This window comes from Sanguibacter antarcticus (assembly GCF_002564005.1).
GTDB lineage: Bacteria > Actinomycetota > Actinomycetes > Actinomycetales > Cellulomonadaceae > Sanguibacter > Sanguibacter antarcticus.
This window is the reverse complement of the sequence record NZ_PDJG01000001.1, coordinates 320,643-347,491: the sequence shown is the minus strand read 5'-3', so window position 1 is coordinate 347,491 and position 26,849 is coordinate 320,643. Positions and strand designations below refer to the sequence as shown.

The 26,849-nt window shown below is 69.4% G+C and carries 25 protein-coding genes; 16 read left to right on the top strand and 9 right to left on the bottom strand.

Going from position 1 to position 26,849, the window contains the following annotated elements; all coding sequences use genetic code 11:
• The first annotated feature begins 59 nt into the window (after positions 1–59).
• Both ATL42_RS01595 and ATL42_RS01590 read left to right on the top strand, forming a co-directional pair.
• Positions 60–4,292 (top strand): FtsK/SpoIIIE domain-containing protein, encoded by a 4,233-nt coding sequence (locus ATL42_RS01595; protein ID WP_143556673.1) that lies wholly within the window; start codon positions 60–62, stop codon positions 4,290–4,292.
• Between the two features lie 127 nt (positions 4,293–4,419).
• Entirely contained in the window at positions 4,420–4,863 is a 444-nt protein-coding gene (locus ATL42_RS01590; protein ID WP_169925311.1) for a DUF4825 domain-containing protein, read from the top strand.
• A gap of 30 nt (positions 4,864–4,893) precedes the next feature.
• Here the strand turns inward: ATL42_RS01590 and ATL42_RS01585 are convergent, their stop codons facing one another.
• The gene (locus ATL42_RS01585) at positions 4,894–5,370 is read right to left on the bottom strand and encodes a hypothetical protein (protein ID WP_143556671.1); all 477 of its coding nucleotides are present in this window, start codon (positions 5,368–5,370) and stop codon (positions 4,894–4,896) included.
• Positions 5,371–5,694: 324 nt separating this feature from the next.
• Here ATL42_RS01585 and ATL42_RS01580 point away from each other — a divergent pair, with 324 nt between their 5' ends.
• On the top strand, positions 5,695–5,943 hold the full coding sequence (locus ATL42_RS01580) for a WhiB family transcriptional regulator (RefSeq protein WP_093183738.1): 249 nt from the start codon (positions 5,695–5,697) through the stop codon (positions 5,941–5,943).
• Positions 5,944–6,096: 153 nt separating this feature from the next.
• Here ATL42_RS01580 and ATL42_RS01575 read toward each other — a convergent pair whose 3' ends face one another.
• The gene (locus tag ATL42_RS01575) at positions 6,097–7,554 is read right to left on the bottom strand and encodes a sensor histidine kinase (protein WP_098453847.1); all 1,458 of its coding nucleotides are present in this window, start codon (positions 7,552–7,554) and stop codon (positions 6,097–6,099) included.
• A gap of 107 nt (positions 7,555–7,661) precedes the next feature.
• Here ATL42_RS01575 and ATL42_RS01570 point away from each other — a divergent pair, with 107 nt between their 5' ends.
• From ATL42_RS01570 to ATL42_RS01535, 8 genes are all read left to right on the top strand, one after another.
• On the top strand, positions 7,662–8,207 hold the full coding sequence (locus ATL42_RS01570) for a DUF2505 domain-containing protein (protein WP_098453846.1): 546 nt from the start codon (positions 7,662–7,664) through the stop codon (positions 8,205–8,207).
• Positions 8,208–8,479: 272 nt separating this feature from the next.
• Complete coding sequence (locus ATL42_RS01565; RefSeq protein ID WP_098453845.1) at positions 8,480–9,790, top strand: ABC transporter substrate-binding protein; 1,311 nt, start codon at positions 8,480–8,482, stop codon at positions 9,788–9,790.
• Between the two features lie 135 nt (positions 9,791–9,925).
• Positions 9,926–10,960, top strand: coding sequence for a carbohydrate ABC transporter permease (locus ATL42_RS01560; protein ID WP_098453844.1), 1,035 nt, complete (start codon positions 9,926–9,928; stop codon positions 10,958–10,960).
• Complete coding sequence (locus ATL42_RS01555) at positions 10,957–11,865, top strand: carbohydrate ABC transporter permease (protein ID WP_098453843.1); 909 nt, start codon at positions 10,957–10,959, stop codon at positions 11,863–11,865. Before ATL42_RS01560 ends, ATL42_RS01555 begins: the two co-directional genes overlap by 4 nt.
• Positions 11,862–13,334, top strand: a complete 1,473-nt coding sequence (locus ATL42_RS01550) for a GH1 family beta-glucosidase (RefSeq protein ID WP_098453842.1) — start codon at positions 11,862–11,864, stop codon at positions 13,332–13,334. Before ATL42_RS01555 ends, ATL42_RS01550 begins: the two co-directional genes overlap by 4 nt.
• Before the next feature lie 53 nt (positions 13,335–13,387).
• Complete coding sequence (locus ATL42_RS01545) at positions 13,388–14,443, top strand: LacI family DNA-binding transcriptional regulator (RefSeq protein ID WP_098453841.1); 1,056 nt, start codon at positions 13,388–13,390, stop codon at positions 14,441–14,443.
• 66 nt (positions 14,444–14,509) lie between these two features.
• Positions 14,510–15,313 carry an aldo/keto reductase gene (locus ATL42_RS01540; protein ID WP_098453840.1) on the top strand — a complete coding sequence of 268 codons (804 nt, stop codon included), beginning with the start codon at positions 14,510–14,512 and terminating at the stop codon, positions 15,311–15,313.
• Positions 15,314–15,367: 54 nt separating this feature from the next.
• Positions 15,368–16,678 carry a Glu/Leu/Phe/Val family dehydrogenase gene (locus ATL42_RS01535; RefSeq protein WP_098453839.1) on the top strand — a complete coding sequence of 437 codons (1,311 nt, stop codon included), beginning with the start codon at positions 15,368–15,370 and terminating at the stop codon, positions 16,676–16,678.
• Between the two features lie 72 nt (positions 16,679–16,750).
• Here ATL42_RS01535 and hemQ read toward each other — a convergent pair whose 3' ends face one another.
• The 3 genes from hemQ to ATL42_RS01520 all read right to left on the bottom strand — a co-directional run bounded on the left by hemQ (position 16,751) and on the right by ATL42_RS01520 (position 19,563).
• Positions 16,751–17,506 (bottom strand): hydrogen peroxide-dependent heme synthase, encoded by a 756-nt coding sequence (gene hemQ, locus ATL42_RS01530; protein WP_098453838.1) that lies wholly within the window; start codon positions 17,504–17,506, stop codon positions 16,751–16,753.
• 55 nt (positions 17,507–17,561) lie between these two features.
• Positions 17,562–18,716 (bottom strand): ferrochelatase, encoded by a 1,155-nt coding sequence (locus tag ATL42_RS01525; protein ID WP_098453837.1) that lies wholly within the window; start codon positions 18,714–18,716, stop codon positions 17,562–17,564.
• Between the two features lie 85 nt (positions 18,717–18,801).
• Complete coding sequence (locus tag ATL42_RS01520) at positions 18,802–19,563, bottom strand: isoprenyl transferase (protein WP_098453836.1); 762 nt, start codon at positions 19,561–19,563, stop codon at positions 18,802–18,804.
• Positions 19,564–19,752: 189 nt separating this feature from the next.
• Here ATL42_RS01520 and trhA point away from each other — a divergent pair, with 189 nt between their 5' ends.
• Positions 19,753–20,505 carry a PAQR family membrane homeostasis protein TrhA gene (trhA, locus tag ATL42_RS01515; RefSeq protein ID WP_098453835.1) on the top strand — a complete coding sequence of 251 codons (753 nt, stop codon included), beginning with the start codon at positions 19,753–19,755 and terminating at the stop codon, positions 20,503–20,505.
• Between the two features lie 84 nt (positions 20,506–20,589).
• On the opposite strand, the gene ATL42_RS01510 is transcribed toward trhA, so the two are convergent.
• The 3 genes from ATL42_RS01510 to mca are packed head-to-tail and all read right to left on the bottom strand — an operon-like array spanning position 20,590 to position 22,675.
• On the bottom strand, positions 20,590–21,426 hold the full coding sequence (locus tag ATL42_RS01510) for a nitrilase-related carbon-nitrogen hydrolase (RefSeq protein ID WP_245861984.1): 837 nt from the start codon (positions 21,424–21,426) through the stop codon (positions 20,590–20,592).
• 11 nt (positions 21,427–21,437) lie between these two features.
• Positions 21,438–21,788: a hypothetical protein gene (locus ATL42_RS01505; RefSeq protein ID WP_098453833.1), complete on the bottom strand. Its 351-nt coding sequence runs from the start codon at positions 21,786–21,788 to the stop codon at positions 21,438–21,440.
• Positions 21,785–22,675, bottom strand: coding sequence for a mycothiol conjugate amidase Mca (mca, locus tag ATL42_RS01500; RefSeq protein ID WP_098456245.1), 891 nt, complete (start codon positions 22,673–22,675; stop codon positions 21,785–21,787). The genes ATL42_RS01505 and mca overlap by 4 nt, the downstream gene beginning before the upstream one ends.
• A gap of 90 nt (positions 22,676–22,765) precedes the next feature.
• On the opposite strand from mca, the gene ATL42_RS01495 reads away from it, so the two are divergent.
• The 4 genes from ATL42_RS01495 (at position 22,766) to greA (ending at position 25,507) form a co-directional block, all read left to right on the top strand.
• Positions 22,766–23,275, top strand: a complete 510-nt coding sequence (locus ATL42_RS01495; protein WP_098453832.1) for a DUF4307 domain-containing protein — start codon at positions 22,766–22,768, stop codon at positions 23,273–23,275.
• Positions 23,276–23,460: 185 nt separating this feature from the next.
• Positions 23,461–24,549 carry an iron-containing redox enzyme family protein gene (locus ATL42_RS01490; protein WP_098456244.1) on the top strand — a complete coding sequence of 363 codons (1,089 nt, stop codon included), beginning with the start codon at positions 23,461–23,463 and terminating at the stop codon, positions 24,547–24,549.
• Positions 24,546–24,764 (top strand): CDGSH iron-sulfur domain-containing protein, encoded by a 219-nt coding sequence (locus ATL42_RS01485; RefSeq protein ID WP_211281763.1) that lies wholly within the window; start codon positions 24,546–24,548, stop codon positions 24,762–24,764. The genes ATL42_RS01490 and ATL42_RS01485 overlap by 4 nt, the downstream gene beginning before the upstream one ends.
• A gap of 260 nt (positions 24,765–25,024) precedes the next feature.
• A complete protein-coding gene (greA, locus tag ATL42_RS01480; protein ID WP_098453831.1) occupies positions 25,025–25,507 on the top strand; it encodes a transcription elongation factor GreA in 483 nt (160 codons plus the stop codon).
• 123 nt (positions 25,508–25,630) lie between these two features.
• Here the strand turns inward: greA and ilvA are convergent, their stop codons facing one another.
• Positions 25,631–26,845 (bottom strand): threonine ammonia-lyase, encoded by a 1,215-nt coding sequence (gene ilvA, locus ATL42_RS01475; protein ID WP_098453830.1) that lies wholly within the window; start codon positions 26,843–26,845, stop codon positions 25,631–25,633.
• Positions 26,846–26,849 lie beyond the last annotated feature (4 nt).

Sequence of the window (26,849 nt, the reverse complement as noted above, 5' to 3'; positions counted from 1 at the left end):
GTCCCGCACGACCGCTGACCCGCGTACCGTCCGGGCCTGGCTCGGTGCACGCTCGGCACGTGCCCGCTCCTCTTGTTCCTTCCGACGACTCGCCCGGTGTCCCCGTGACCATCCGTCCTGGCCAGGACGTCCACCTGCGACGCGGCCTCCCGCTCGGCTCGCTCCGGAGCTCCGTGGCCAGGGTGACCGGCCGCCACGAGCTCGCCAGAGCGCAGCTCTACGTCGGAGACCACGCGCTCGACGACCACCATGTCGTCGGCCAGCCACCGCTCGTCGCCGGTGCACTGCTCCGGACCACCCCGGCCGCACCCGACCTCGTCTCGAGCGCGCTCGAGTCTCCGCTCCATCTGGCGCACCTCGCCGGCCCGCGGACCGGGTTCGTGCACCCCGTGGCTGCCGGTGCCGTCTGGGAGCCGATCGCGGGGGGACTCCCTGGCGTGCGCGTCCAGGCCCGGACCGTCCGCCGCAGCCGGCTCCGTGTCAGTGTCCGCCCCGAGCGTTCCGCCCAGGCACGGCTCGTGCAGCGCAACGGACGCACCCGGCGCCTGCGTCGTGCACGGCTCCATCGCTGGGCGACGTGGAAGCCAGGCGTCACGCTCGAGGTGACCGACAGCGCCGGTACGACGAGCCGGACACAGCTCCGCGTGCGGCCACGGCTCGCGGACGCCACCTTCGGTGCCCTGGTCCGCAACCTCCGCGACGACGCGGCCGGCCGCGCACCGGTCCACGACCCCGCGATCCGGTCGACGGCAGCGATGCTCTCGACCGCACTCCTCCCGGCTGTCGCGTCCGTCGCTCTCGCCGTCGCGCTGCAGAACCCCGTCTTCGCGGTCATGGCCGTCATCGGTCCGCTCATGGTGCTCGGCCCCCTCCTCGCGCGGCGGCGCCGAGCACGACCGACAGGATCTGGGCAGCCGGCGCCGAGCTCACCGCCGGCCCGCGACGACGACCCCGGTGCACGGCCGTGCCCTCGTGCGGGCCTGCGACCGGTGGACCTGCTCACGGCAGCCCTCGCCAGCGCCGCCGTCCCACGCCAGGACCTCCTCGCGCGGGACAGCTCCCGGCCCCGCTCCCCGTGGCTCGGCGACAACCAGCCCGACGAGACCAGCGACCGGCCGGTGCTGCCGGGCGACCTCGACGCCGGCTGCCTCGCCGTCGTCGGGCCTCGCGCTGCGGTCGTCGCCCACGTCGCCCGGACGCTCGTGGCGCTCCACGCGACCGGCCGCGCGAGACGCATCGTCGTGCTGACCTCCCCAGGGCGGACGGTCGCCTGGGCGTGGGCGCGGTGGATCCCCGGCAGCACCTCGGGGCCCGCGTCCTGCGACCAGCCGCTGCCCACCGGGCCCGGGACTCTCCTCGTCGTCGACGCCGACCGGACGCCCGAGCTCAACGCCCTGCTCGGTGCCTGGCACGCCGCTCACGGCGAGCGCGCCGTGCTCGTCGTCGTCGGTGAGGGCAACGAGACCGTGCCGTCCTGGTGCTCGGCTGTCGCGACGGTGACACCGCTGTCGGTCACGTGGACCGCGCCGGGGCACGGGACCGAGCACACCCCCTTCGAGGGTGTCGGGCCTCGCTGGTTGGACGAGTACGCCCGTCGGGTCTGCGCTCTCGCGAGCACCGACCGGTGGATACACACGGACGACCAGGGCGCGCGAGGCGGCACGACGCGTTCGCTGACCGGCTCGACGCTGCCTGCCTCCGCGCCGTTCGTCGACAGCCTCGCCTCTGTCCTCGGTCTCGTCCTCGGTGACGTCGACGGTCGAGCGTCCGGCGGTGCAGGCCTCGACCTCTCGGACCTTCTGGGCGCGTCTGAGAGCAGCCCGCTCGTCGAGGCCGTCGTGCAGCGATGGACGGGCAGCGAACGGCACCAGGTGCGCGCGACAATCGGGATCGCCTCGGACGGCCGCCCTGCGGTTCTCGACCTCCTGGCCGACGGCCCGCACGCCCTGGTCGCGGGGACCACCGGGGCCGGGAAGTCGGAGCTCCTCCGGACCTTCTTGCTGGCCCTCGCGCTCCGCAGCGGGCCCGACGACCTGGCCATCGCCCTCGTCGACTACAAGGGCGGTGCGAGCTTCGGAGCCTGCGTCGACCTTCCCCACGTGGTCGGTCAGGTCACCGACCTCGATCCCGGGATCGTCGAGCGAGCCCTCGACGGCCTCCGCGCCGAGCTCCGCCGACGCGAGCGCCTCTTCTCGAGCGTCGGAGCGACGCACCTCGACGAGTACCGCGCACACCCCCGGCGCCCCGAGCCGCTCCCACGGCTCCTCGTCGTCGTCGACGAGTTCCGGGCGATGGCCGACGACCACCCCCTGTTCATCCCGGGCCTCGTCCGTATCGCAGCCCAGGGACGCTCGCTCGGTGTGCACCTCGTGCTCGCGACGCAACGACCGGGCGGCGCGATCACACCCGACATGCGCGCCAACATCTCGCTGCGGATCGCGCTCCGCGTCGCCGACGATGCGGACTCCAGCGACATCATCGGCTCGTCCGGCGCCACGTCGATCCCCGCGCAGTGTCCTGGTCGCGCTCTCGTCCGCAGGGGCCTCGCGGCACCAGAACCGGTCCAGACGTACCACGCCGGGGGTACGACGAGCGGTCGTGGACGCACGGTCTGGGTGTCCCCGCGGTGGGACGTGCGCGACCTGGGCACGCCCTGGTCGTTTCCCGAACCTGCAGCGATTCCCGGTGCTGCGCCGACTGATCCGGCCCGAGCGGTCGTCGACGCGGTCCGTGCAGCCGCACGAGCACTGGGAGTGCCAGCACCACGGGTGCCCTGGACGCCAGAGCTCCCGACCCAGACCCCGTGGGCGTCGCTGTCACCGCCCGCGGGCTCGGGCGCCGGCTGCGCGCTGCTGCTCGGTGTCGCGGACCGTCCCGAGCTGCAGCGCCACGAACCCGTCGCCTGGAACCTCGACGCGGGTCATCTCCTCGTGGCTGGCCGAGCCGGCACGGGGCGCACGACCGCTCTGCGGACGATCGCGCACGCAGCCCGTGCTGCGGGCTGCATCGTGCATCTCGTCGGACCGAGCGCGCTCCTGTCCGGCCCACCACAGGCTCACGCGACGGTGGTCGACACCTCGGACCCGCGACGTCTCGCCCGGCTGCTCACGCTCCTGCTGGCGACGGCTCCGACCTCGACGCGGGACCCTGCACTCTCTCGGCAGAGGCACGTCCTCGTCATCGACGGGCTCGAGGACGTCCAGCGAGCGCTCAGCGCCGTGCACCGAGGGGCAGGCTCCGAGCTCCTCGTCTCGATCCTGCGGGAGGGCTCGTCTCGCGGGATCCACGTCGTCGTCGCTGCCACAGGGATCCCGTCCTCGGCCGTGTCGATGCTCCTCACGCAGCGCCTCCTGTTCAGCGGGAGCGAGAAGCACGACGACGTGTACCTCGGGATCACCCCAGACCTCGCAGGCCGAGGCGGCATCCCCGGACGGGCCGTCCTCGTGGGCACCGAACCGGCAGCCCGCTGCCAGGTGGCGGTCACCGCGCCGTGGAGCCCGGCGGCGACCGGACCTGGAGGCTCCCCGTGCGAGGTGGGCGAGGTGGACGATCCCGAACGCCTCCGATGGACTGTCGCGGCTGTGCCGCGGCGGGTGACCGAGGACGACCTGACTGAGGTGTCGGGCGGCGCCCTGCGGCTAGGGAGGGGCGGAGACCGCGCGACCACCACCGGGCTGTCGCTCGGTCGCAGCATCCTCGTCTGCGGACCCCACGGCTCAGGCCGGTCGGCAGCCCTCGCCCTCGTCGCTCGGACGGTGCCGTCGGACGTCGAGATCGTCGCTGTCCTCAGCCGCGACCCTCATCTGCTCGCTCTGGCAGCAGAGGTGGGATGCTCGCTCGTCCTCTCGTCAGGCTCCGCACGCTCGACGGCCGAGATCGTCGAGGGTCTGTCCCGGGCCAGCACGTCAGGTCCGGCACCCCTCCTCGGCACGGCTCCCGAGGTGCCGCGCCAGGTCATGGTCGTCGACGACCTCGATGCTCTCGCCCAGACCTGCCCAGCCGTGCTCGACGCCGTGCAGAGGTTCCTCGACGAGATGCCGGGAACCACCGTCGTCGCCTCGGCCACGACGAGCGCAGCAGCAGGAGCGTTTCGAGGCCTGCTGGCCGATCTGCGGTCCGCCGGGCGCGGTATCGTCCTCGACCCTGGCACGCCGGGAAGCTCAGAGGTCTTCGGTGTCGACCTCGGTTGGCTCGTGGAGCCGGACGTCCATGTCCCCGGTCGCGGGGCCCTCGTCGACGCACGGCGCACCTGGCTCGTCCAGCTCGCGCACGAGGGCAGCAACGCCGCGTGAAGCCGGGCTGGGTGGGGCTGGGCGGGGCTGGGCCGGGCTAGGCAGACCTGGCACAATCGACCCGGGAAGGCCGTCTGGCCTGCGCAGATACCGACACGGGGGCACCACGATGAGAGCTCGGACGACCATGGGTGTGCTGGCAGTCGCGATCGCTCTGGGCGGGTGCGCACCGAGCTCAGAGCAGTCGGAACCACTGACCCGGACGGAGTCCCTGTGGGCGGCTCGCACCGAGTTCGTCGGTGACAACTCGCGCATGATCGCGCTGACCCACGAAGCAGGTTTCGGGACGGTAGGAGACTTCACCCTCTCCTTGCAGACCAAGGAGGAGCCGTACGGACTGACCGTGGTGCTCGACGCCCTCGACACGTCGCTCGACACGGTGGACCTCAGCTCTGAGACCACGCTCGTGCTCGGCCTGGTGTCCAACCTCGAGGTCGTGTCGGTCACGTCAGGCGCTCAGTCGTACTCGTTGACCGCGGACGAGGCCTCCGACGCCCTGGGCTTCGACGTGAAAGAGCTCGGGACCGACGAGGCCAGGCTCGAGGAGTACCTCGATCTCTCAGACGACTGAACACCCCTCAGCCGGAGTCGCGTGAGCGAGTCAGGCGTCGTCGGCGAACGGCATGGTGGCGCGCTGGGTGTAGGCGACCACGGCAGGCAGCATCAGGCCGACGAGAGCCACCGCTGCACAGCCGGCGATCACTGCGGGCAGGAGGCGCAGGCCACCTTGGACGAGGCTCAGCGCGACGAGCAGCGCGAGGATCTGGACCGTCGTCGCCGGCCCACGGACCCATGGGGCTCCTGCGGCGAGCCCCCGTGCGCAGGCTCCCAGGAGCCATCCCCCGAGCAGCGCCGCGACCACGAGCGCCAGGGCGACACCCACGGCGCGCTCGCCCTCGCGGAACACGTCGACCACGCCGAGCGCTGCCAGCCCGACGAGCACGCCAGCCTGGAGCCCGAGAACCACAGCCACCCACGTCACGACCCGAGGGCGTGACGACTTCGCGTCTCGCCGTCCTGCCGGCTCGTCATCAGCCGGTCCAGGGTCGGCCGGTGCGGGGGAAAAGTCATCAGCCATGGTTGGTGCGACGATAACGCACTGACAACGCTGCACGCCCCGTCGCCCGATCACTGAACGTGGCACGCCTGTACCCCAGACCTGGGAAGATCGTTGTGATTCCAACGTTTTGCACCAAAGAAGCGGTCGTCCTTATACCCCAAGCACACAGCATCCCCGACCAGCAATGTGACCAAGGCCTCATCGGTCATCTGCTAGAAACCTCGTCGTAACCCTTGTGCACCTATCGGTGGAGGTGTGAACCTAGTGACCAGCAGTAACAACCACCCCCCGCGCGCCCCGTAGCCCTTTCATGGGCTGGCGCCCCCCTGCTTAGGAGATCCCATGGATTGGCGTCACCGCGCAGCCTGCCTCGACGAAGACCCGGAGCTGTTCTTTCCGATCGGCAACACGGGTCCCGCGATCCTCCAGATCGACGAGGCCAAGGCCGTGTGCCGTCGTTGCGACGTAGTCGACACCTGCCTCAAGTGGGCCATCGAGTCCGGTCAGGACGCAGGCGTCTGGGGCGGACTGTCCGAAGACGAGCGCCGCGCGCTCAAGCGTCGGACCGCGCGCGCCCGCCGCGCCAGCTGACACCCCGCACGCACGCACCTCGCACGAACGCAGAGAGGCCCGCCCCGCACGGGGCGGGCCTCTCTGCGTTCGTGCGCCTTCGTCCTGCTGTCCAGCACCCTCGTCGCACCTCCGGCAGATCTCTCCCGCCGGCCTGCCGGCTCCGGCGACCGATCAGGCGCGGACCCCGCGCAGCTCGATCGACACGGTCACGACGGTGCCCCCTTCCGTCCGCGGCGCCCACTCGATAGACCCCTGCAGCTCGTTCGTCACGAGCGTCCTGACGATCTGGGTACCGAGCCCGCCGGTCGGCGTCGGCCCGGAGCCCATCCCCACACCGTCGTCAGAGACCGTCACGAGCAGGTGCTTGCCGTCTCGGTGAGCGTTGATCTCGACCGTGCCGCCGCCGCAGGTCGTCAGCCCGTGCTCCACCGCGTTCGTGACGAGCTCGGTGAGGACGAGAGCCAGCGCAGTCGCGTCCTGCGCAGGCACGAGACCGAACGAGCCGCTCGCGACCGTCCGCACGCTCACGTCTGCTGACGCGACGTCGGCAGCGAGGCGCAGCGCCCGGCCGACCATGTCGTCGAACTCCACCTCTTCGTCGAGCGTCTGCGACAGGCTGTCGTGCACGAGCGCGATCGTCGCGACCCGGCGCATCGCCTCCTCGAGCGCTTCCTTCGCCTCCGGCAGCTTCATGCGCCGTGCCTGGAGACGCAAGAGAGCCGCGACCGTCTGGAGGTTGTTCTTCACCCGGTGGTGGATCTCCCGGATGGTGGCGTCCTTGGTGATGAGCTCGCGCTCGCGGCGGCGCAGCTCCGACACGTCGCGGCACATGAGCACCGCGCCGATGCGCTGGCCGCGGTCGGTCAACGGCACGGCGCGCACCGACAGGCAGACCCCGCGCGACTCGATCTCCGTCCGCCACGGCGCACGCCCCATGACGACGAGCGGCATGGACTCGTCGACCGGCATCTTGTGCTCGATGAGGTTGGCCGTCACCTCGATGAGCGACTCCCCGACGAGCGCACCGATGACGCCGAGCCGGTGGAAGCAGCTCAAGGCGTTGGGGCTGGCGTAGAGCACCTCGCCCTCCGAGTTGAGACGGATGAGACCGTCACCCACGCGCGGGGCCCCGCGCCTCGGGCCCGTCGCCGCGTCAGGGTAGGGAAAGTCGCCGCACGCGACCATGCTCATGAGGTCGTCTGCCGCCTCGACGTAGTTGAGCTCCAACCTGCTCGGGGTCCGACCGCTGCCGAGGTTCGTCTGCCGGGCGACGACAGCGACAGCGCGGCCTTTGTGGACCACGGGCACGGCTTCCTCACGCACGGCGTAGGTACCGAACCAGCGCGGCTCGCGCGAGCGCTGCGTCGCCTCCTCCGCCATCGCCCGTTCGAGCTGCGGCCGCAGCCCCTCGGGAGCGAAGGTCCCGACGATGTCGTCGTAGTGGACGGTCGCCCCGGTGCTCGGCCTGCACTGGGAGACCGCGACGTAGCCGCCGTCCCCGGTCGGCAGCCAGAGCACGAGGTCGGCGAACGCGAGGTCGGAGATCTGCTGCCAGTCGCCGACGAGCAGGTGCAGCCACTCCGCGTCGGACGCAGCAAGGCTGCCGTGCTTGGATACAAGATCGCTCATTGTCGACACGGACGAAAGCCTACGCACACGCGGCGGATCCAGGACCCAGTGCACGTCGACAGACGTTGGGTAGTCTCGTGGGACGAGACCGCCCGAAGGAGAATCCGATGCGTATCAGCGTTGACCTGCACTTCCCTGTGGCGACGGACGCCGTCGTCCGGCTGGTCAACGACGAAGACTTCATCCGCTACCGGGCACAGCGGACCGGTTCGCGGATCCTGCAGGTGGACGTCACCTCAGGTGTGGACGGCAGCTTCACCTCCGCCGTCCGCCGGACGATCTCCAGCGACCTCATCCCGCCGCACCTGCGCCCGGTGGTCGGCAACGAGCTCGAGATCCGCCAGACGGAAGCGTGGGCCGAGCCGCACGAGGGCACCCAGGGCGACCGCTACGGCACTGTCGCCGTCGACATCACGGGCGCTCCGGTCCGGATGACGGGGTCTGTCGTGCTGACTCCCGCCCACGACGGATCCGTCATGACGTACTCGGGCGAGATCAAGAGCTCGCTCCCCCTGTTCGGTGCAGCGGTGGAGAAGGCGGCAGCCGAAGCCATCGAGCGGGCGCTCGTCGACGAGGCCCGATGCGCTGCATCATGGATCGCTGCCGAGGGCCCGTCCTCGCACGGAGACGGCCAGTCCGCTCCCAGGACGTAACAATTTGGCATACCCCTGTTTAACGACACGGCGCTGACCAGCAAGGATGCGTTTTCTGCAACCGTTTCACCAGTCGGCGCCGCTCGCGCGCTTGACAGGGTGGGACCGCTCCCACGAGGATCACCAGTAGCGCATGGGAGCGCTCCCAAGAGATCGGGATCACACCCGTGCACGTTCGACGAGACGGACTCACCCCCGTGCCCGTCTCGTGACATTCCCTGACAGGAACTAGCGGCAGTGGTGCCGCACCCGTCGACAAAGGAGTCCTCGACATGACCCGTAGCACCCGTTCGCGCCGCCTGACCACAGTGGTTGCCGGCGCATCGATCTTCGCCCTCTCCCTCTCCGCGTGCTCCGACAGCTCGAGCGACGAGGGCGGGCCGGACGCAGACGGCAAGATCACCCTCACCGTCGCGACCTTCAACAACTTCGGCTACACCGACGCACTCCTCGCCGAGTACACGGCGGCGAACCCCGACATCATCGTCAAGCAGACGAAGGCCGCCGAGTCCGGCGACGCCCGGACGAACCTCACCACGCGCCTCGCGGCCGGCGGCGACGGCCTCGCCGACGTCGAGGCCATCGAGATCGACTGGATGCCCGAGCTCACGCCCCTCGCAGACCGCTTCGAAGACCTCGAGGCACCTGAGGTCGACGGCCGCTACCTCGACTGGAAGCTCGAGCAGGGCAAGGCTGACAACAAGCTCATCGGGCTCGGAACCGACATCGGCCCCGAGGCCATCTGCTACCGCTCCGACCTCTTTGCCGCAGCCGGTCTCCCGACCGACCGCGACGAGGTCGCCGCGCTCCTCGGGGGCGAGGACGCCACGTGGGAGAAGTACTTCGAGGTCGGCCACACGTTCACGGCCGCTTCTGACTCCGCCTGGTACGACTCCGCGGTCGCCGTCATGCAGGCCCAGGTCGGCCAGATGGACGCAGCATACGAGGACCCCTCGACCGGTGAGGCCAAGAGCCTCGCTGACAACACCGAGATCAAGTCCGCCTACGACGCGATCCTCACCGAGTCGCAGGACCTGTCCGCGCACCTGGGCATGTGGGGAGACGACTGGAAGGCAGGCTTCCAGAACGACGCCTTCGCCACGATGATCTGCCCGTCCTGGATGACCGGCTCCATCGAGTCCGAGTCCGGCGGCGTCGAGGGCTGGGACGTCGCTGACGTCTTCCCCGGTGGCGGCGGAAACTGGGGCGGATCGTTCCTCACCGTCCCCTCGTCTGGCAAGAACATCGAAGCAGCCAAGGACCTCGCACTGTGGCTGACTGCCCCTGAGCAGCAGGTCAAGGCCTTCGCCGAGGCCGGCAACTTCCCGAGCCAGGTCGAGACCCTGACCGACGAGTCGCTCCTCTCCTCGACGAACGCGTTCTTCAACGACGCTCCCGTCGGCGAGATCTTCAAGGCCCGTGCAGAAGCGGTCAACCCGGTCCCGCCGTTCAAGGGTGGCGCGTACTTCTCGCTCGTCCAGATCGTCAACGACGCCATGAACCGCGTCGACGTCGACCAGACGGACGACGCTGAAACGTCTTGGACCAAGGCGCTCACGAGCTACGACGAGCTCGGCCTCTGATCCCCATCGGCTGATCTGTCACACCTGCATGACACCCATCGGACGCCGTCGGAACAGCACGACCCGGCGGCGTCCGATGCATCACGCCACTGCTCAACGCCGCGGGTTCAGCCTGCGCATGCCAGAAGGAACCCCATGGCCGTCCTGTCCCCGCACAAGCCCCCTCCCGAGGTAGATCGCGCACCGCGGCGTATCGCCTTCAGCCAGACGGTGGGCAAGTGGGATGTCAAGCTCTCCCCGTACCTCTACATCTCGCCGTTCTTCATCCTGTTCGGCATCACCGGGCTCTTCCCGCTGCTCTACACCGGGTACGTGTCCCTCTTCGACTGGCACCTCCTCTACGGGAAGGGCGACTTCGTCGGGCTCCAGAACTTCGTCGACGTCGTGGAGTCTCCGAGCTTTCACAAAGCGCTGCGCAACACGTTCTCGATCTTCCTGCTGTCGTCGGTACCGCAGGTCATCATGGCGCTCATCCTCGCGGCCCTCCTCAGCGCGAACCTCCGGGCCAAGACCTTCTGGCGCATGGGCGTCCTCATCCCCTACGTCGTCGCACCTGTGGCCGTCGGTCTGATCTTCGGCCGCCTGTTCGCAGACGAGTCCGGGATGGTCAACACGATCCTCACCGGTGTCGGGATCGATGCAGTCCGCTGGCACGCCGAGATCTTCCCCAGCCACTTCGCCATCGCGACCATGGTCAACTTCCGCTGGACCGGCTACAACACCCTCATCTTCCTCGCCGCGATGCAGGCCATCCCCCGCGAGCTCTACGAGGCAGCGATCATCGACGGCGCGGGCAGGTTCCGCCAGTTCTTCTCCATCACCGTCCCGCAGCTGCGCGCGACCATCATCTTCGTCGTCATCACGTCGACGATCGGTGGCCTCCAGATCTTCGACGAGCCCCGCATGTTCGACAACACCGGCCGCGGTGGCTCCGACCAGCAGTGGATGACCGTCACCATGTACATCTACGAGCTCGGGTGGGGCAACCAGAAGAGCTTCGGACGGGCCTCGGCCGTCGCCTGGATCCTCTTCCTCATCATCGTGGTCATCGGTCTCATCAACTACATGATCACCAACAAGATCTCGTCGTCCGGTGGACCCAAGCCCACAAAGACGAAGAAGTCTCAGACGCCCAAGCGCACCAGCTCGAACAACCGGAGGACGCGATGAGCTCCATCCCCGTCATCGCCCAGACAGCAGGAAAGGGCGCGGCACGCTCGGCAAGCCGTCGGCGCGCAAAGCTCGCCGGGCCCGACCGCAGGCCGGGCTGGGTCACGTACCTGATCCTCGGCGTCGTCATCCTCATCTCGGCGTACCCGATCTACTACACGCTCCTTCTCGGCTCGACCACCCAGACGACGATCGCCGCCAACCCGGTGCCGAGCCTCATCCCCGACGGCAAGCTCTTCGAGAACTTCGGCCGGGTCTTCAGCTCGAACATCCCGTTGATGCAAGGCTTCATCAACTCGGTGATCGTCGCGTCGCTCCAGGCGGTGTCGGTCGTCATCTTCTCGACCCTCGCCGGGTACTCCTTCGCCAAGCTCCGGTTCCGCGGACGCGGCCCGCTCCTCGTCTTCGTCATCGCCACGATGGCGATCCCGACGCAGCTCGGCATCGTCCCGCTCTTCATCGTCATGTCGGAGATCGGCTGGTCCGGCAAGCTCATCGCCGTCATCGTCCCAGGGATGGTCACCGCGTTCGGCGTGTTCTGGATGACGCAGTACCTCGACAGCGCGCTGCCCTACGAGCTCATCGAGGCAGCCCGCGTCGACGGGGCGTCGATGATCCGCACCTTCTGGCACATCGCGCTGCCAGCCGCACGGCCCGCCGCAGCGATGCTCGCCCTCTTCACGTTCATCGGCAGCTGGACCGCGTTCTTCTGGCCGTTCATCATCCTCGGATCGAACAACCCGACCCTGCCGATGGTGATCCAGCTCCTCAACGCGAACTACTTCACGGACTACGCCCTCATCATGTCCGGGGTGCTGCTGTCCACGCTCCCGCTGATCATCGTCTTCATCTTCGCGGGCCGCCACCTGGTCGCCGGCATCATGCAAGGAGCAGTCAAGGGATGACCTCCACCGCCAGCAGCCCCGCACCTCTCACCTTCCCCGAAGGATTCATCTGGGGCGCAGCTACGGCCGCGTTCCAGGTCGAGGGCGCAGGCCACGTCGACGGACGTCGCGACTCCATCTGGGATACCTTCTGCACGGTGCCTGGAGCAGTCCTCGACGGTCACGACGGCGAGGTCGCCTGCGACCACTACAACAGGTACGAGGCCGACACCTCGCTCATGCAGAGCATGAACATCGGCGCCTACCGCTTCTCCACCTCATGGTCCCGCGTCCGCCCTGACGGCGTCAGCGGTCCGGGCGGCGTGAACTCGAAGGGGATCGACTTCTACTCGCGTCTCGTCGACTCCCTCCTCGAGAAGAACATCCTCCCGTGGCTCACGCTCTACCACTGGGACCTCCCCCAGGCGCTCGAGGACAAGGGCGGCTGGGCGAACCGCGACACCGCCTACCTCTTCAGCGAGTACGCCATCACGATGCACGAGGCGCTCGGAGACCGTGTCGGCGTGTGGACCACGCTCAACGAACCGTGGTGCTCGTCGTTCCTCAGCTACACCGCCGGCGTGCACGCACCCGGCCGCCAGTCACGCCCTGACGGCCTCGCGGCCGCGCACCACCTCATGCTCGGCCACGGCCTCGCGACACAAGAGCTGCGCTCGCGTGACACGAAAGCCAACCTCGGGCTCACCCTGAACTTCACGGTGGCAGACCCCGTCGACCCGTCGAGCGCAGACGACGTCGATGCGGCTCGCCGCATCGACGCCCAGTTCAACCGGGTCTTCGCCGACCCCGTGTTCAAGGGCGCCTACCCCGTCGACCTGCTCCAGGACCTCGACGAGGTCGGTCTCGCAGACGGTTTCCTGGCGCTCGTCAAGGACGGCGACCTCGAGACGATCTCGACACCGATCGACACGCTGGGCGTGAACTACTACCACGGTGAAGCAGTGAGCAAGACGCCACCTACGTCGACGCTCGTCAGCGACGCCCCGGTCGAGCGCCCCACCTCGTCGCCCTACCCGGCGGCGGACGGCGTCTACGTCCACCCCCGTGGGCTCCCGGTCACCGACATGGACTGGGAGATCCAGCCTGAAGGTCTCACACGTCTCCTCCTGCGTCTGCAGGCGGAGTACACCGGACCGGCCAGAGCACGGCTGTTCGTCACGGAGAACGGCTGCGCCTACGACGACGTGGCAGACGAGAACGACGACGTCGACGACCAGAACCGTCTGGACTTCTACGACGTCCACCTCCGGGCGACCCACGACGCCATCGCCCAGGGCGCTGACGTCGGTGGATACTTCGCCTGGTCGCTCCTCGACAACTTCGAGTGGGCATGGGGATACCACAAGCGCTTCGGGATCGTCCGCGTGAACTACGAGACGCAAGAGCGGACGATCAAGGCGAGCGGGCGCTGGTACTCAGACGTCGCACGGACCAACTCGCTGACCGCTACTGTCGACACCGCGCTCTGACACCAGCTCTGTCCACGATCGGCTGACGACGACGTCGTCCCCTGAGGAGACCCATGACTATGCACGTCCCCACGCTGGAGGAGGTGGCACAGACCGCTGGAGTCTCACGCTCCACGGCCTCTCGTGCCATCAACGGCGGCTCTCGGGTCTCACCAGAAGCACAGACGGCCGTCGACGACGCGATCGCCCGGCTCGGGTACATCCCGAACCGGGCGGCGCGGTCGCTCGTCACCCGCCGGACGAACTCCATCGCGCTCGTCGTCCCCGAACCGGACGAGCGCGTCCTCAGCGACCCGTTCTTCGCAGCGACGCTGCGCGGGATGAACGCGTCCCTCAAGGACACCGACCTGCAGCTCGTCCTCCTCATCGACAAGCCGGGCGAGACCAGCGGGCGGATCGGTCGCTACCTTCGTAACGGGCACGTCGACGGCGCCATCGTCGTGTCGCACCACCGCAAAGACGACCTCGAGAGCGTCATCGACGTGTCTCGGCTCCCCGCCGTGTTCGTCGGCCGCCCGTTCAAGGTGTTCCCCGGACTGCGGTTCGTGGACGTCGACAACTTCGGGGGCGGCGTCATCGCGACGCAGCACCTCATCGCCCGAGGTCGCAGGAACATCGCCCACATCGCCGGTCCCAGCGACATGACCGCAGGCGAAGACCGCCAGGCGGGCTGGCGCCACGCGCTCGCGCAGCAGGGACTCCCAGAGGGCCCGCTCGCCGGCGGGGACTTCACGACGGCAGCCGGCATCGAGGCGATGGAAGCCATCCTCGCCGAGGACCCCACCGTCGACGGGGTCTTCGCTGCCTCGGACCTCATGGCCGTCGGAGCGATGCGTGTCCTCGCCAAGCACGGCAGGTCGGTCCCCGACGACGTGGCGGTCGTCGGCTACGACGACCTCGGCGTCGCCGAAGGCGCGATCCCGGCCCTCACCACCGTGCGGAACCCCGTCGTGCGCATGGCGCGGCACGCCACGGACGAGCTCCTGACGACCCTCGGAGTCTTCAGCGCCGACGATCTGAGCGAACCTCCCCACGACGTCACCTCGACCATGGCCGAGGACGGTCACACCGTCCTCGCTCCCGAGCTCGTGGAGCGATCCTCGACCTGAGGCGAGGCCCCTGGTGCCGTCGTCGTTCCTCCTGCGACCTCACGACGTCCGAGGCAGACTGGGCCGATGACCACACCACCTCTCGCACCCACCACACCCCTGCCCGGAGGGGAGATCCCCCTCCTCGGCTTCGGCACCTGGCAGTCCGAGGGCGACGACGCCTACACCTCCGTGCTGCACGCCCTCCAGACGGGCTACCGGCACATCGACACGGCGACGGCCTACGGCAACGAGTCGCAGGTCGGCCGCGCGATCGCCGACTCCGGCGTGCCGCGCGACGACCTCTTCGTCACGACCAAGCTGCCGCCCGACAACGCGGGACGCGAGCGCGAGACGCTCGAGTCGTCTCTGGAGATGCTGGGCCTCGCTGCAGTCGACCTGTGGCTCATCCACTGGCCGCCCCACAAGCAGGCAAGCCCGGCCGTCTGGGAGCGGCTGCGGACGCTGCGCGACGAAGGCCTGGCACGGTCGATCGGCGTGAGCAACTACTCCCCCAGCCAGATCGACGAGCTGACAGACGCGACGGGCGAGACCCCCGCCGTCAACCAGATCCCGTGGAGCCCGACCGACTACGACGCGACGCTCGCGGCCGAGCTCGGAGCCCGCGGTGTCGTCCTCGAGGGCTACAGCCCGTTCAAGCGCACCGACCTCGACGACCCGGTGCTCGCACAGGTTGCCGCGGCCCACGGTGTCGATCCCGTGCACGTGGTGCTCCGGTGGCACATCGACCACGGATTCGTCGTCATCCCGAAGTCCGTGACACCCGAGCGCATCACGTCGAACTTCCGTGCGCTCGACATCACGCTCGGTGCCGAGGAGATCGCCCTCGTCGACGCGCTCGGCATCGCCACAGAGGTGACGGAACGGTAGTTTGACCCTAGGCCGCAACAGGCCGAGCACACCGCCCTCCCACAAGGAGCCCCAGTGACGACACGCACGGCGACATCCCTCGATCAGCCGCTCACCACGACGGCCAGCAGCCCGACCGCGACGACCTCTCTCGCGTGGGCGAACGCCCTCGGCCAGCTGTCCGGCGCGGTCGAGATCCTCGGCTACGGGGAAGGACTGCACGAGATGCTCGCGACCCCGCGCCGCGAGCTCAACGTCGCCGTACCGCTCCGACGCGACGACGGCCGGGTCGAGCTCTTCCACGGCTTCCGGGTCCAGCACAACATCTCCCGCGGGCCAGGAAAGGGCGGGCTGCGCTACCACCCGAGCGTCGACATCGACGAGGTCCGTTCGCTGGCGATGCTCATGACGTGGAAGTGCGCGATCGTCGAGCTCCCCTACGGCGGGGCCAAGGGTGGCGTCGGCATCAACCCGCACGAGTACAGCCAGGCAGAGCTCGAGCGGGTGACTCGTCGCTACACGAGCGAGATCATGCCGATCATCGGCCCGGAGAACGACATCATGGCCCCGGACATGGGCACCGGCGAGCAGACCATGGCATGGGTCATGGACACGTACTCGGTGAGCAAGGGCCACACGATCCCTGCCGTCGTCACCGGCAAGCCGCTCGCCGTCGGCGGTTCTCTCGGGCGACCGACAGCGACGTCCCGCGGGGTCGTGCACGTCACCCAGTCGGCGCTGGCCGAGGCAGGTGCCGAGCTCGCGGGCTCGACCGTCGCCATCCAGGGCTTCGGCAAGGTCGGCTCCCACGCGGCAGCGATCTTCGCTGAGGAGGGTGCGCACGTCGTCGCCGTCACCGACGAGTTCGGCGGGGTGCACAACCCCGCAGGCCTCGACGTCGCCCGGCTGTTCGAGCACGTCGGTGCCACCGGGTCTGTCGTCGGGTTCGACGGCGCGGACCCCATCGACAACACGGGGCTCCTCGCGCTCGAGGTCGACGTGCTCGTGCCTGCCGCGGTCGACGGGGTCATCAACGCGCAGACCGCACCGCTGGTCCGTGCCCGGTTCGTCGTCGAGGGCGCCAACGGTCCGACCACCTCGGAGGCCGACACCATCCTGGCTGCGCAGGGCACCGTCGTCGTGCCGGACATCCTCGCGAACGCGGGCGGCGTCGTCGTCTCGTACTTCGAGTGGGTCCAGGCGAACCAGGCCTACTGGTGGACGCTCGCGGAGATCGAGGAGAAGCTCGCCGGCCGGATGCGCTCCGCGTACGCGGACGTCGCCGGTCTCGCTCGGCGCGAGAACCTGACCCTCCGGGACGCCGCGCTCGTCATCGGGGTCAAGAGGGTCGCCGAAGCGCACCAGATTCGCGGCCTGTACCCCTGACCTGCCTCGCACTGCTCGGGCACGTGCCCGACGAGCGTCCCGGCCGGCAGTCGTCGGCTGGGACGCTCGTGGTCACTCGGACTGAGGCTGGCGGTCTGCCCATGCGTGCAGGTCCGTGCGCGGCCCGGTGAAGAACGGCAGCTCCTCACGGACGTGGCGCCGGGCCTCGGTCGCACGCAGGTCACGCATGAGATCGACGATGCGGTCGAGCTGCTCGGCCTCGAAGGCGAGGATCCACTCGTAGTCGCCGAGCGCGAACGCCGAGACGGTGTTGGCCCGGACGTCCTTGTAGCCGGCAGCAGCCATGCCGTGGTCCCGGAGCATGGTGGCGCGCTCCTGGGGAGGCAGCAGGTACCACTCGTAGGAGCGCACGAAGGGGTAGACGCAGATGTAGTCGCCCGGGGCCTCGTCGGCCATGAACGCGGGGATGTGACCACGGTTGAACTCTGCGGGACGGTGCAGCGCCGCGACCGACCAGACGGGCTCGAGGTGCCGTCCGAGCTCAGACGCCCGCAGCCGCTGGTAGGCCCCCTGGACGGACTCGATCGTCGGCCCGTGCCACCAGACCATGAGGTCCGCGTCCGACCGCAGCCCACCGACGTCGTACCAGCCACGCACGGTGAGGTCGGTCTCGGCGCCCGAGGCCTCCCCGCCGACCGCGCTCAGTGCGTCGTCGACGAGCGCACGGCGATCCTCTGCGTCCACGGGGAGCGTCTGGACGGTGGAGAACACCGACCACATCGCGTAGCGCACCGCGGCGTTGACGGTCTCCGTGCTGATCTCTTCGCCCGTGTCGGCGCGGTGGTGGGTGTGGCCGGTCTCGGTCATTGCTCTGCGTCCAGCTCTCGTCGACTGCTCAGGATAGGGATGTCGGTGGTCACGCTCAGGTCGTGAGACCTGTACTGCACAGGGCGGGGACGCCGCTGTCCTCGCCGTCCCGGCGCCGGCAGCACCCTGGTCGGCAGGGGGACGGGAACGCGCCGAGAGTCCCGACAGCGGGCTGCTCGACGTCGTCTCCCCGTGCGATCGCAGCGCGCTCGAGGACGAGGTCGACGAGACCGGCCACGAACGGCGCTCTGGTGCTCACGGTACCCGCACGCACTGCGCTCATCCCGAGCTCGGCCGCGGTCGCCAGCGCCTCCGTGTCGAGGTCGTACGCGACCTCCATGTGGTCGGAGATGAACCCGATCGGAGACAGCACGACCGATGTGCGACCGTCTGCCGCCATGTCTCGCAGGAGGTCGTTGACGTCGGGCTCGAGCCACGGCTGGCTGGGCGGACCAGACCGCGAGCAGTAGGCGAGCGTCCACGGGACCTCGTGCCCGAGCTCCGCACCGACCTGCTCCGCGACGACGGCCGCAAGGTCGAGGTGCTGCGACGAGTACGTCGCGCCGGACACGACCGACGCCGCTTCCATCGTCTCCGGGATGGAGTGCGTGACGAAGACGAGGTCAGCGGCGCTGGCAGCTTCGGTACCAGCCTTCGCGGCCAGTGCGCGGTAGGCATCGACGACAGCGTCGACGTTCGCTCGCGCGAATCCTGGGTGGTTGAAGTACGAACGGACCTTGTCCAGCTGCACGCTCGTCGATCCCTCTGGTCCGAGATCACCGAGCTCGTCGAGGGTGAGCGCAAGATTCTCGCGGTACTGCCGGCACCCGGAGTACGACGAGTAGGCGCTCGTCACGAGCACCACGGCACGCTGCGCACCGGCGGCCTTGAGCTCTTCCAGGGCGTCCTTCGTGTACGGCGCCCAGTTCCGGTTGCCCCAGACGATCGGCAGGTCGATCCCCCGGGCAGCCAGCTCGTCTTCGAGCGCAGCCTTGAGCGCGAGGTTCTGCTCGTTGATGGGGCTCTTGCCCCCGAAGCCGTAGTAGTGCTCGCCGACCTCTTCGAGCCGGGCGTCCGGGATCCCCTTTCCGGCGGTGACGTTGCGCAAGAACGGGACGACGTCCTCGGGCTTGTTCGGTCCCCCGAAGGAGAAGAGCAGGAGGGCGTCGTAGGGGCGGACGGCGGGAGCGGGCACGGTGCTCATGGACATGGCTGACATCTTCCCACCGCTTCGTGGCGCGCACACGGCGGAGCCAGCACTCCCCGATGTGACCTTGACCGGACATCCTGTCACCTCAACGACCGAGGCGACGTTCCCGCGCAGAGTAGGCGCGCAGGGCGCGCAGGTAGTCGACCCTGCGGAAGTCTGGCCAGTAGGCCTCGCAGAAGTAGAACTCCGAGTGGGCGCTCTGCCACAGCAGGAAACCGCCGAGCCGCTGCTCTCCCGACGTGCGGATGACGAGCTCCGGGTCTGGCTGCCCCTTGGTGTAGAGGTGCTCGGCGATGTCGTCGACATCGATGTCCGCGGCGATCTCTTCGATCGTCGCTCCGTGGGAGGCCCGCTCACGGAGGAAGTCGCGGACAGCGTCGGCGATCTCGTGGCGTCCGCCGTAGCCGATCGCGACGTTGACCTCGATGCCACCGACCGAGTCGGTCTGGGTCTGCGCCCGGCGGAGCGTCGCGGCGAGCGCCGGCGGGAGGAGGTCGAGCCGCCCGACCACCCGCAGGCGCCAGCGGCCGCTGCTCGCCAGGGCACAGACAGCCTCCTCGATGATGTCGAGGAGCGCGTCGAGCTCGGTGGCCGCGCGGGAGAGGTTGTCCGTCGAGAGCATCCAGAGGGTCACGACCTCGACGCCGAGCTCCTCGCTCCATCGGAGGAAGTCCTCGATCTTGTCGGCACCCCGTCGGTGCCCTGTTGCTGCGGGCTCACCGAAGGACTTGGCCCAGCGTCGGTTGCCGTCGAGGATCACGCCGACGTGACGCGGGGAGGTCCCCCCGTCGAGAGAGGCGGCCAGTCGCTTCTCGTAGAGCCCGTAGAGCAGATGGGGCAGGCGCACGCGCGGTCCTCCGGGTGGTCGTTGTGGTTCACACGCTACCGGAGGTGGACCGTCGCACCACACGACCTTCACACTGTCGGCAAGACGACAAGACACCGCACACAGGACCTAGAACCTACGCTTTCGTAACCTACGCAGGCGTAAGTTATGGTCGTCCCCAACGTGTGCACGATCGACCGAGGAGCATCTATGGCCAGGACCACCGTGGCCGACGACGAACCGCAGGGCCGCCCGACCACCCCGGACGACACCCGTCCGTCGGCAGCCGATCGCGTCGGCGGCGTCGCGTCTGCTGTCGCTGGCGCGGTCAAACCACGCCTGCGCGGATGGATCCACGCGGGCACCTTCCCGATCGCCCTCGTCGGCAGCATCATCCTCGTCGTGCTCGCCGAGCCAGGCGCGGGTCGCGTCGCGACCGCGGTGTTCGGCCTGAGCTCGATCCTGCTCTTCGGCACGAGCGCGGTCTACCACCTCGGCACGTGGTCGCCGAAGGTCACCGGGATCCTCCGGCGCGCCGACCACTCGAACATCTTCCTCATCATCGCCGGCAGCTACACGCCTCTGGCCGTCTACCTCTTGTCCCCCAGCGCCGCGAGGATCCTCCTCATCATCGTGTGGACGGGCGCGATCCTCGGCCTGGCTGCCCGGATCATCTGGCTCGGGGCCCCCCGCTGGGTCTACGTGCCGATCTACCTCGCCCTCGGGTGGGTCGCCGTCGGGTACATGCCCGTCTTCTGGAAGGCAGACGTCGGCCCCACAGCGGTGCTGCTCGTCGCCGCCGGCGGGCTGGCGTACACGCTGGGCGCGGTCGTCTACGGCCTCAAGCGCCCCAACCCCAGCCCACGCTGGTTCGGTTTCCACGAGATCTTCCACGTGCTCACGGTCGTCGGTTTCGGCTTCCACTTCGCTGCTGTCGCGGTAGCGGTCGTCGCGTCCCGCTGACGACCGGCGCAGCGCCGCACCCGCTCTGCGCGCGGGTGCGGCGCTGTGCTGTGCTGCAGTGCAGTGCAGTGCCGTGCCGGAGCGCTAGCTCTCGCCGTGCGCGAGGGGGACGACGCCGTAGCGCCGGTTCTCCAACGACGGGTTGCGTGCGCGCTCGGCGAGGATCCCGTCCACGTCGATGTCGGCCGACCGGAACGCGCGGTCGTCGCCGAGCTCGATGCTCACGAGACCGTCCGGAGCGACGAGCATCGAGTGCCCGCTGACTCCCTGGCCCGTCTGGCCGACCGCGACGACCGCGCAGGTGTTCTCGATCGCGCGTGCCTGCGCGAGGATGCGCCAGTGCTCGACCTTCTGCGGCCCAGACGCCCACGCGGCAGGCACCACGAGAACCTGCGCGCCCGCGTCCACGAGACGACGAGCCGACTCGGGAAAGCGCAGGTCGTAGCACGTCATGACACCCACGCGCAGATCACCGACCTGGACCACGAGGGGCGGCGCGGCAGGATCCCCGCCGGCGAGCCTGTCCGACTCACGCTGACCGAACGCGTCGTAGAGGTGAACCTTGCGGTACACGCCGACGACCTCCCCGCCGCGCACCACGACGACGGCGTTGCTCGCCCTCGCGGGGCTGCCCGGCTCGCGCACGCCAGCCTCGTCGTCGACATCGGCCTCGGCCGGCAGGACCGTTCCGGCGACGACGGTCAACGACGAGCGTGCCGTCCGCTCGCGGAGCAGCGTGACGAACGGGCCGGAGAGCGGTTCCGCGTGCGCGATCCCGACACCGCGCGGGTCGTAGCCGCTCGCGTACTCCGGCAGGACGAGCAGGTCCGCTCGCACCCGCTCGGCCTCCGTCACGGCCTGCCCGACGACCACCCGGTTGGCGGCATGGTCTGGGCTGACCTCGACCTGAGCGATCGTCACCCGCACGTGGTTCAGTCCGTCCCGTCGCCGTCGCCAGCCCCGTCACCGGGCTCGGCTGCGCCGGAGCGGCGGTCGTCGAAGGTCGCGTCGACCACCGAGTCGTGGTTCGCACGGTGGTTGACCCGGCGCAGCTTTCGGGTCATCGACAGCACGAGGAAGATCGTCGCGACCGCGACGACGAAGATGGCGAGGAAACCTGCCAGGCCGGGCGAGACGTCCACCTCGTCGAGGTCCTCGCGCAGCGGCGTCTGCGTCGACGACGGCAACGGTTCGGGCGTCGCCGTCTCCGAGTGCAGCACCTGCATGCCGGTGCGGGCGTCGACGAGCGTCGAGAGGTCGAGCGACGTTCCTGCGCCGTTCACGAGCGGTCTCCGTCCGTCGAGACGATCCCTGCGAAGAGGTCGTCCTCCGGCGTCGAGGTCTGGACCCGTGACTCGGCGAGCTCGTACTCCTCGACCGGCCAGACGCTGACCTCGAGCTCACGAGGCGTCGCGAAGAAGAACCCCTCAGGGTCGATCTGCGTCGCGTGGGAGCGCAACGCCGCATCCCGGGCAGAGAAGTAGTCCGCACACTCGATACGGGTCGTGACCTCGCGCTCCGTGATCTCACGGGCCGCCCGCGACTCGACCCAGTCGCCGAACGGCGACTCGTGCCCTGCCGCGAGCAGGGCCTCGTGCATCGTCCTGATGCGCCGCATGGAGAAGTCGTGGTTGTAGTAGAGCTTCAGGGGCGTCCACGGCTCGCCGTGGCCCCGGTAGCGCTCCGCGTCGCCCGCGGTGTCGAACGCTTCCTTCGACACGCGGTGGCACATGATGTGGTCCGGGTGCGGGTAGCCACCGGACGGGTCGTACGTCGTGATCACGTGCGGGCGGAACGACCGGACGAGCTCGACCAACGGTGTGGCCGCCTCCTCGAGCGGCATCGCCGCGAAGCAGCCTTCCGGCAGCGGAGGCAGCGGGTCCCCCTCCGGCAGCCCGGAGTCGACGAATCCCAACCAGCGGTGCTGGACACCCAGGGCGGCTGCCGCGCCTGCCATCTCGCCCGTGCGGATCTCTCGCATCTCGTCGATGTCCGTGACCTCTCGCCCGAACCGAGGATTGAGGATGCTGCCGCGCTCACCTCCGGTGCAGCTGACGACCAGCACCTCGACGCCCTGCGCCGCGTACCGGGCAGTCGTCGCCGCTCCCTTGCTCGACTCGTCGTCCGGGTGCGCGTGGACGGCCATGAGCCGCAACGGCGAAGTGGTCACCGGTCCTCCTTCGATCTCCATAGCCGTCCGGCCCCGGGTGGGCGCCGATTTCGGCTGTGCCGTGATCACGACAATAATCAGTAGAAGACCATGATCCCCCAGCACGACGGTGGGCTGCACCCGCCGGCGCCTGAGGCCTCTGCCGGAAAGGCCCCCGCTGTGCCCGAGCTCCCCGTCGATCCTCAGCAGGCCGTCCCTGCGACACCGCCCGGCCATGTCCCGGACGGGCGCTACGGCACACCGCGCAAGCCCCTGAACCCTGTCGTGCTGCGGGTCCTCGTCGCGGCCGGCGCGGTGGTCGTGCTCGCGTTCGTCGCGTGGATGGCGTTCGGCCAGGAAGACGGCGCCGTCCGTGGCCAAGACGTCGGGTACTCGGTGAAGAGCGCGGAGGTCGTGGAGATCACGTTCAACGTCGCCAAGCCGCGAGACGCCACCGTGGTCTGCACCCTGCAGGCACTGAGCGCGAGCTTCGCGCAGGTCGGCACGCGCGAGGTGACGATCGGCCCGACGACCCTCGCCGAGACGAGATACACCACCGAGATCGCCACGTCGGAGGAGGCCGTGACCGCGATCGTGGAGGACTGCCGCACGCTCGGCTGACACCGACGCTGACCGTTCCGGGTGCCGCCCCGAACCACCTGGGCTAGCGTGATCGATCTGGCGTCAAGAAGCGGCCCGGAACCACAGCACGCGTAGCGCAGGAGAACTCTGTGAAGACCCTCTCGTTCGTCCCCTCGCCCACCGAGCGAGATGCCGGACCCGACGGAACCCCGATCCGCACGAGCATCGTCGCGCCAGCGCCCGCAGCGTCCGAAGAGCGCGTCCTCGACCGCGGGTGCCCCCTACCCCTCCCTGCGCCTCGCGGCGCGCTGAGCGCTGCGCTCCTCGACCTCCTGCAGGGCTCTGTCGACACCGAGCGCGCCGAGGCGTTCCACGACGACGTGGCACGCGCGCTCACGGCCCGGGACCGCGCGACGTCCGTCGTCGAGGACGACGACCTCCAGCTCACCCTCTTCTGCTTGTACGAGCTGCACTACCGCGGCATCGCCGGGGTCACCGACGACTGGGAGTGGTCACCCGTGCTCCTCGCCGCACGAGAGCGCCTCGAAGCGCTCTTCGAGGCCGAGCTGCGCGCCCGGGTCGACGTACCGGCCCTGCCCGAGCCCGTCGCCTCGTCGGTGGCCGCCGCGCTCTTCACGCTCGCAGCCCAGGACTCCGGGCCGAGCATCGCCCGCTACGTCGCGAAGGACGCGACGGACGACCAGCTGCGCGAGCTCCTCGTGCAGCGCTCGGTGTACCAGCTCAAGGAGGCGGACCCGCACACCTGGGCGGTCCCCCGCCTCGCCGGAGCACCGAAGGCTGCCCTCGTCGAGATCCAGACGGACGAGTACGGCGGAGGCCGGCCGGAGCGCATGCACTCTGCTCTCTTCGCCGCGGCCATGCGCGGCACCGGGCTCGACGACACGTACGGCGCCTACGTCGACGCGGTGCCGTCGTGGACGCTCGCGGCCCTGAACATGATGTCGATGTTCGGGCTGCACCGGCGCCTACGAGGTGCGATCGTCGGTCATCTCGCGGCGTTCGAGATGACGTCGTCCATCCCGAACCGGCTCTACGGCAACGGCTTCCGCCGGCACGGGTACGACGAGACGGTGACGCGCTACTTCGACGAGCACGTCGAGGCCGACGCGGTCCACGAGCAGATCGCCGGCCGCGACCTCGCGGGCCGTCTCGCAGAGCAGGACCCCGCACTGCTCGACGACATCATGTTCGGGGCAGCCGCGTGCTTGACCGTCGACGGCTGGGCGGCTGCGCACGTGCTGGGCTGCTGGACCGCGGGGACGACCTCCCTGCGCTCCCGGACGGACGCGTGACGGTGGCTGCGGGAGCCCCGACCGACCCGGTCGAGATCACGCTGTGCCCTGACGGTCCGCTGCTCGTGCGCGGGAACGTCTCCCTGGTCGGCCCAGACGGTGAGCCAGTCCCGGCACGTCGGTCGACCATGGCCCTGTGCCGCTGCGGCGCCTCCGCGATCAAACCGTTCTGCGACGGCACGCACAAGGTCAACGGTTTCACTACCGCCGACTGACGACGCATCGTTGCTACACTGGTCTATTCGGACGCTGACCCGGTTGGCGATCTGATGGCGCACACGCGCTGTTCGGATCCCGACAGCAGCTGGCAGGAACACTGGAACCGGGGCGAAGCGCCCCTGCACACCTCAGGGCGTGCAGGTCGCGGACACCGCGGTGAGGCACTCCCACCGGCGGTCGACGAGCGAGACCCCCAGAACCACACACGATTCACGACGGGCACACCTACGTGCCCGAGCCATGGAAGGAGCGACCTGTGACCGAGACGAATGTCACCTGGCTGACCCAGGAGGCACACGACCGACTCCAGGCCGAGCTTGCCCACCTCAGCGGCGAGGGACGCGCGGAGATCACGGACCGCATCGCAGCGGCCCGCGACGAGGGCGACCTCAAGGAGAACGGCGGCTATCACGCCGCTCGCGAGGAGCAGGGCAAGAACGAGGCGCGCGTCCGCGAGCTCACCGAGAAGCTCCGCAGCGTCAAGATCGGCACCCCGCCGGACGACGGTGTCGTCGAGCCCGGCATGGTCGTCACGGCCGACGTCGGCGGAGACGAGATGGTGTTCCTCCTCGGCTCGCGCGAGATCGCCGGGACCACCGACATCGACGTGTACTCCGAGAAGTCCCCGCTCGGCGCAGCGATCCACGGCAAGAAGGTCGGCGCGAAGGTCACCTACGCGGCGCCCAACGGCTCGACGATCCACGTGACCGTCACGGCCGCGAAGCCCTATCAGGGCTGATCGCGCGTCGGTCCACGGGTCCTCGACCCTCCACGAACGGCTGTCCAGGAGATCCTGGGCAGCCGTTCGTGCGTGGTCGCCAGACCAGGGCGATCAGCCGCTGCCGGTCCGTCGTCCGGTCCCTCAGTTCTCAGCGAGGTTGTAGCCCTCGCTGCGCAGGTGGTCGAGGAGCGCCGAGCAGTGCTCCGGCCCCTTCGTCTCGACCTGCATCGTCACCTCGACCTCGTCGATAGCGAGCCCGACCCCGGTGCGCACATGATCGACGTGCATGATGTTTCCTCCGTGACGAGCCAGGTCCTGCAGCAGCCCGGCGAGCGCACCAGGACGGTCGACGAGCCGCACGCGCACCTGGAGATAGCGCCCCGCCGCGGCGAGACCGTGGCGGACGACGCGCAAGAGCACGAGCGGGTCGACGTTGCCTCCGGAGAGCACCGCGACGACTGGCCCCTCGTACTCCTCGGGGTGCGCCATGAGCGCCGCGACACCGGCCACGCCAGCAGGCTCCACGACGAGCTTGGCCCGTTCTGCCACGAAGAGGAGAGCCCGCGAGAGGTCTTCCTCAGACACCGTCCGGATATCGGTCCCGAACGTCCGGATGATCTCGAACGGCACCACGCCCGGGGTGCTCACCGCGATCCCGTCAGCCATCGTCGACATCGCGACGGACTTCGTCGGGACCCCCGCAGCGAGCGACACCTGGTAGCCCGACGCCCGCGCCGCCTGCACCCCCACGACGCGCACGTGCGGTGCGAGGGCGGCCATGGCCGCCACGATGCCCGCGGCCAGCCCGCCGCCGCCGACCGGCACGACGACGGTCCGCACGTCCGGCACCTGCTCGAGGATCTCCAGGGCCACGGTCGCTTGACCCGCGACGATGTCCACGTGGTCGAACGGATGGATGAGGACGGCGCCCGTGCGCTCTGACTCCTCGCGCGCGGCGACGAGCACGTCGTCCACGCTCGTCCCGATCAGGCGGACTTCCGCGCCGTAGTCGCGGGTCGCGGCGACCTTCGGCAGCGCAGCATCGGTCGGCATGTAGACGATCGCTCGGATACCGAGCAGCCTGGCTGCCAGGGCGACGCCCTGCGCATGGTTCCCGGCGCTCGCTGCGACCACCCCGCGGGCCTTCTCCTCGTCGCTCAGCCGCGCCATCCGCACGTAGGCGCCACGGATCTTGAACGAGCCGGAGCGCTGGAGGTTCTCGCACTTGAGGTAGGCGGGGGCGCCGACGACCGCGCTGAGGGCGTTGCTGGACTCGACAGGCGTGACCGTCGAGATCCCGTCGAGAAGGGCTGCAGCTGCACGGATCTCGTCGATGCCCACATGGAGGTCAGTCATCAGG

Excerpts from the sequence above, each read along its gene's own strand:
- ATL42_RS01590 (WP_169925311.1), top strand. The coding sequence starts at position 4,420 with ATGGGTGTGCTGGCAGTCGCGATCGCTCTGGGCGGGTGCGCACCGAGC.
- ATL42_RS01585 (WP_143556671.1), bottom strand. The coding sequence starts at position 5,370 with ATGGCTGATGACTTTTCCCCCGCACCGGCCGACCCTGGACCGGCTGAT.
- ATL42_RS01580 (WP_093183738.1), top strand. The coding sequence starts at position 5,695 with ATGGATTGGCGTCACCGCGCAGCCTGCCTCGACGAAGACCCGGAGCTG.
- ATL42_RS01575 (WP_098453847.1), bottom strand. The coding sequence starts at position 7,554 with ATGAGCGATCTTGTATCCAAGCACGGCAGCCTTGCTGCGTCCGACGCG.
- ATL42_RS01570 (WP_098453846.1), top strand. The coding sequence starts at position 7,662 with ATGCGTATCAGCGTTGACCTGCACTTCCCTGTGGCGACGGACGCCGTC.
- ATL42_RS01565 (WP_098453845.1), top strand. The coding sequence starts at position 8,480 with ATGACCCGTAGCACCCGTTCGCGCCGCCTGACCACAGTGGTTGCCGGC.
- ATL42_RS01560 (WP_098453844.1), top strand. The coding sequence starts at position 9,926 with ATGGCCGTCCTGTCCCCGCACAAGCCCCCTCCCGAGGTAGATCGCGCA.
- ATL42_RS01555 (WP_098453843.1), top strand. The coding sequence starts at position 10,957 with ATGAGCTCCATCCCCGTCATCGCCCAGACAGCAGGAAAGGGCGCGGCA.
- ATL42_RS01550 (WP_098453842.1), top strand. The coding sequence starts at position 11,862 with ATGACCTCCACCGCCAGCAGCCCCGCACCTCTCACCTTCCCCGAAGGA.
- ATL42_RS01545 (WP_098453841.1), top strand. The coding sequence starts at position 13,388 with ATGACTATGCACGTCCCCACGCTGGAGGAGGTGGCACAGACCGCTGGA.
- ATL42_RS01540 (WP_098453840.1), top strand. The coding sequence starts at position 14,510 with ATGACCACACCACCTCTCGCACCCACCACACCCCTGCCCGGAGGGGAG.
- hemQ (WP_098453838.1), bottom strand. The coding sequence starts at position 17,506 with ATGACCGAGACCGGCCACACCCACCACCGCGCCGACACGGGCGAAGAG.
- ATL42_RS01525 (WP_098453837.1), bottom strand. The coding sequence starts at position 18,716 with ATGTCCATGAGCACCGTGCCCGCTCCCGCCGTCCGCCCCTACGACGCC.
- trhA (WP_098453835.1), top strand. The coding sequence starts at position 19,753 with ATGGCCAGGACCACCGTGGCCGACGACGAACCGCAGGGCCGCCCGACC.
- ATL42_RS01495 (WP_098453832.1), top strand. The coding sequence starts at position 22,766 with ATGATCCCCCAGCACGACGGTGGGCTGCACCCGCCGGCGCCTGAGGCC.
- ilvA (WP_098453830.1), bottom strand. The coding sequence starts at position 26,845 with ATGACTGACCTCCATGTGGGCATCGACGAGATCCGTGCAGCTGCAGCC.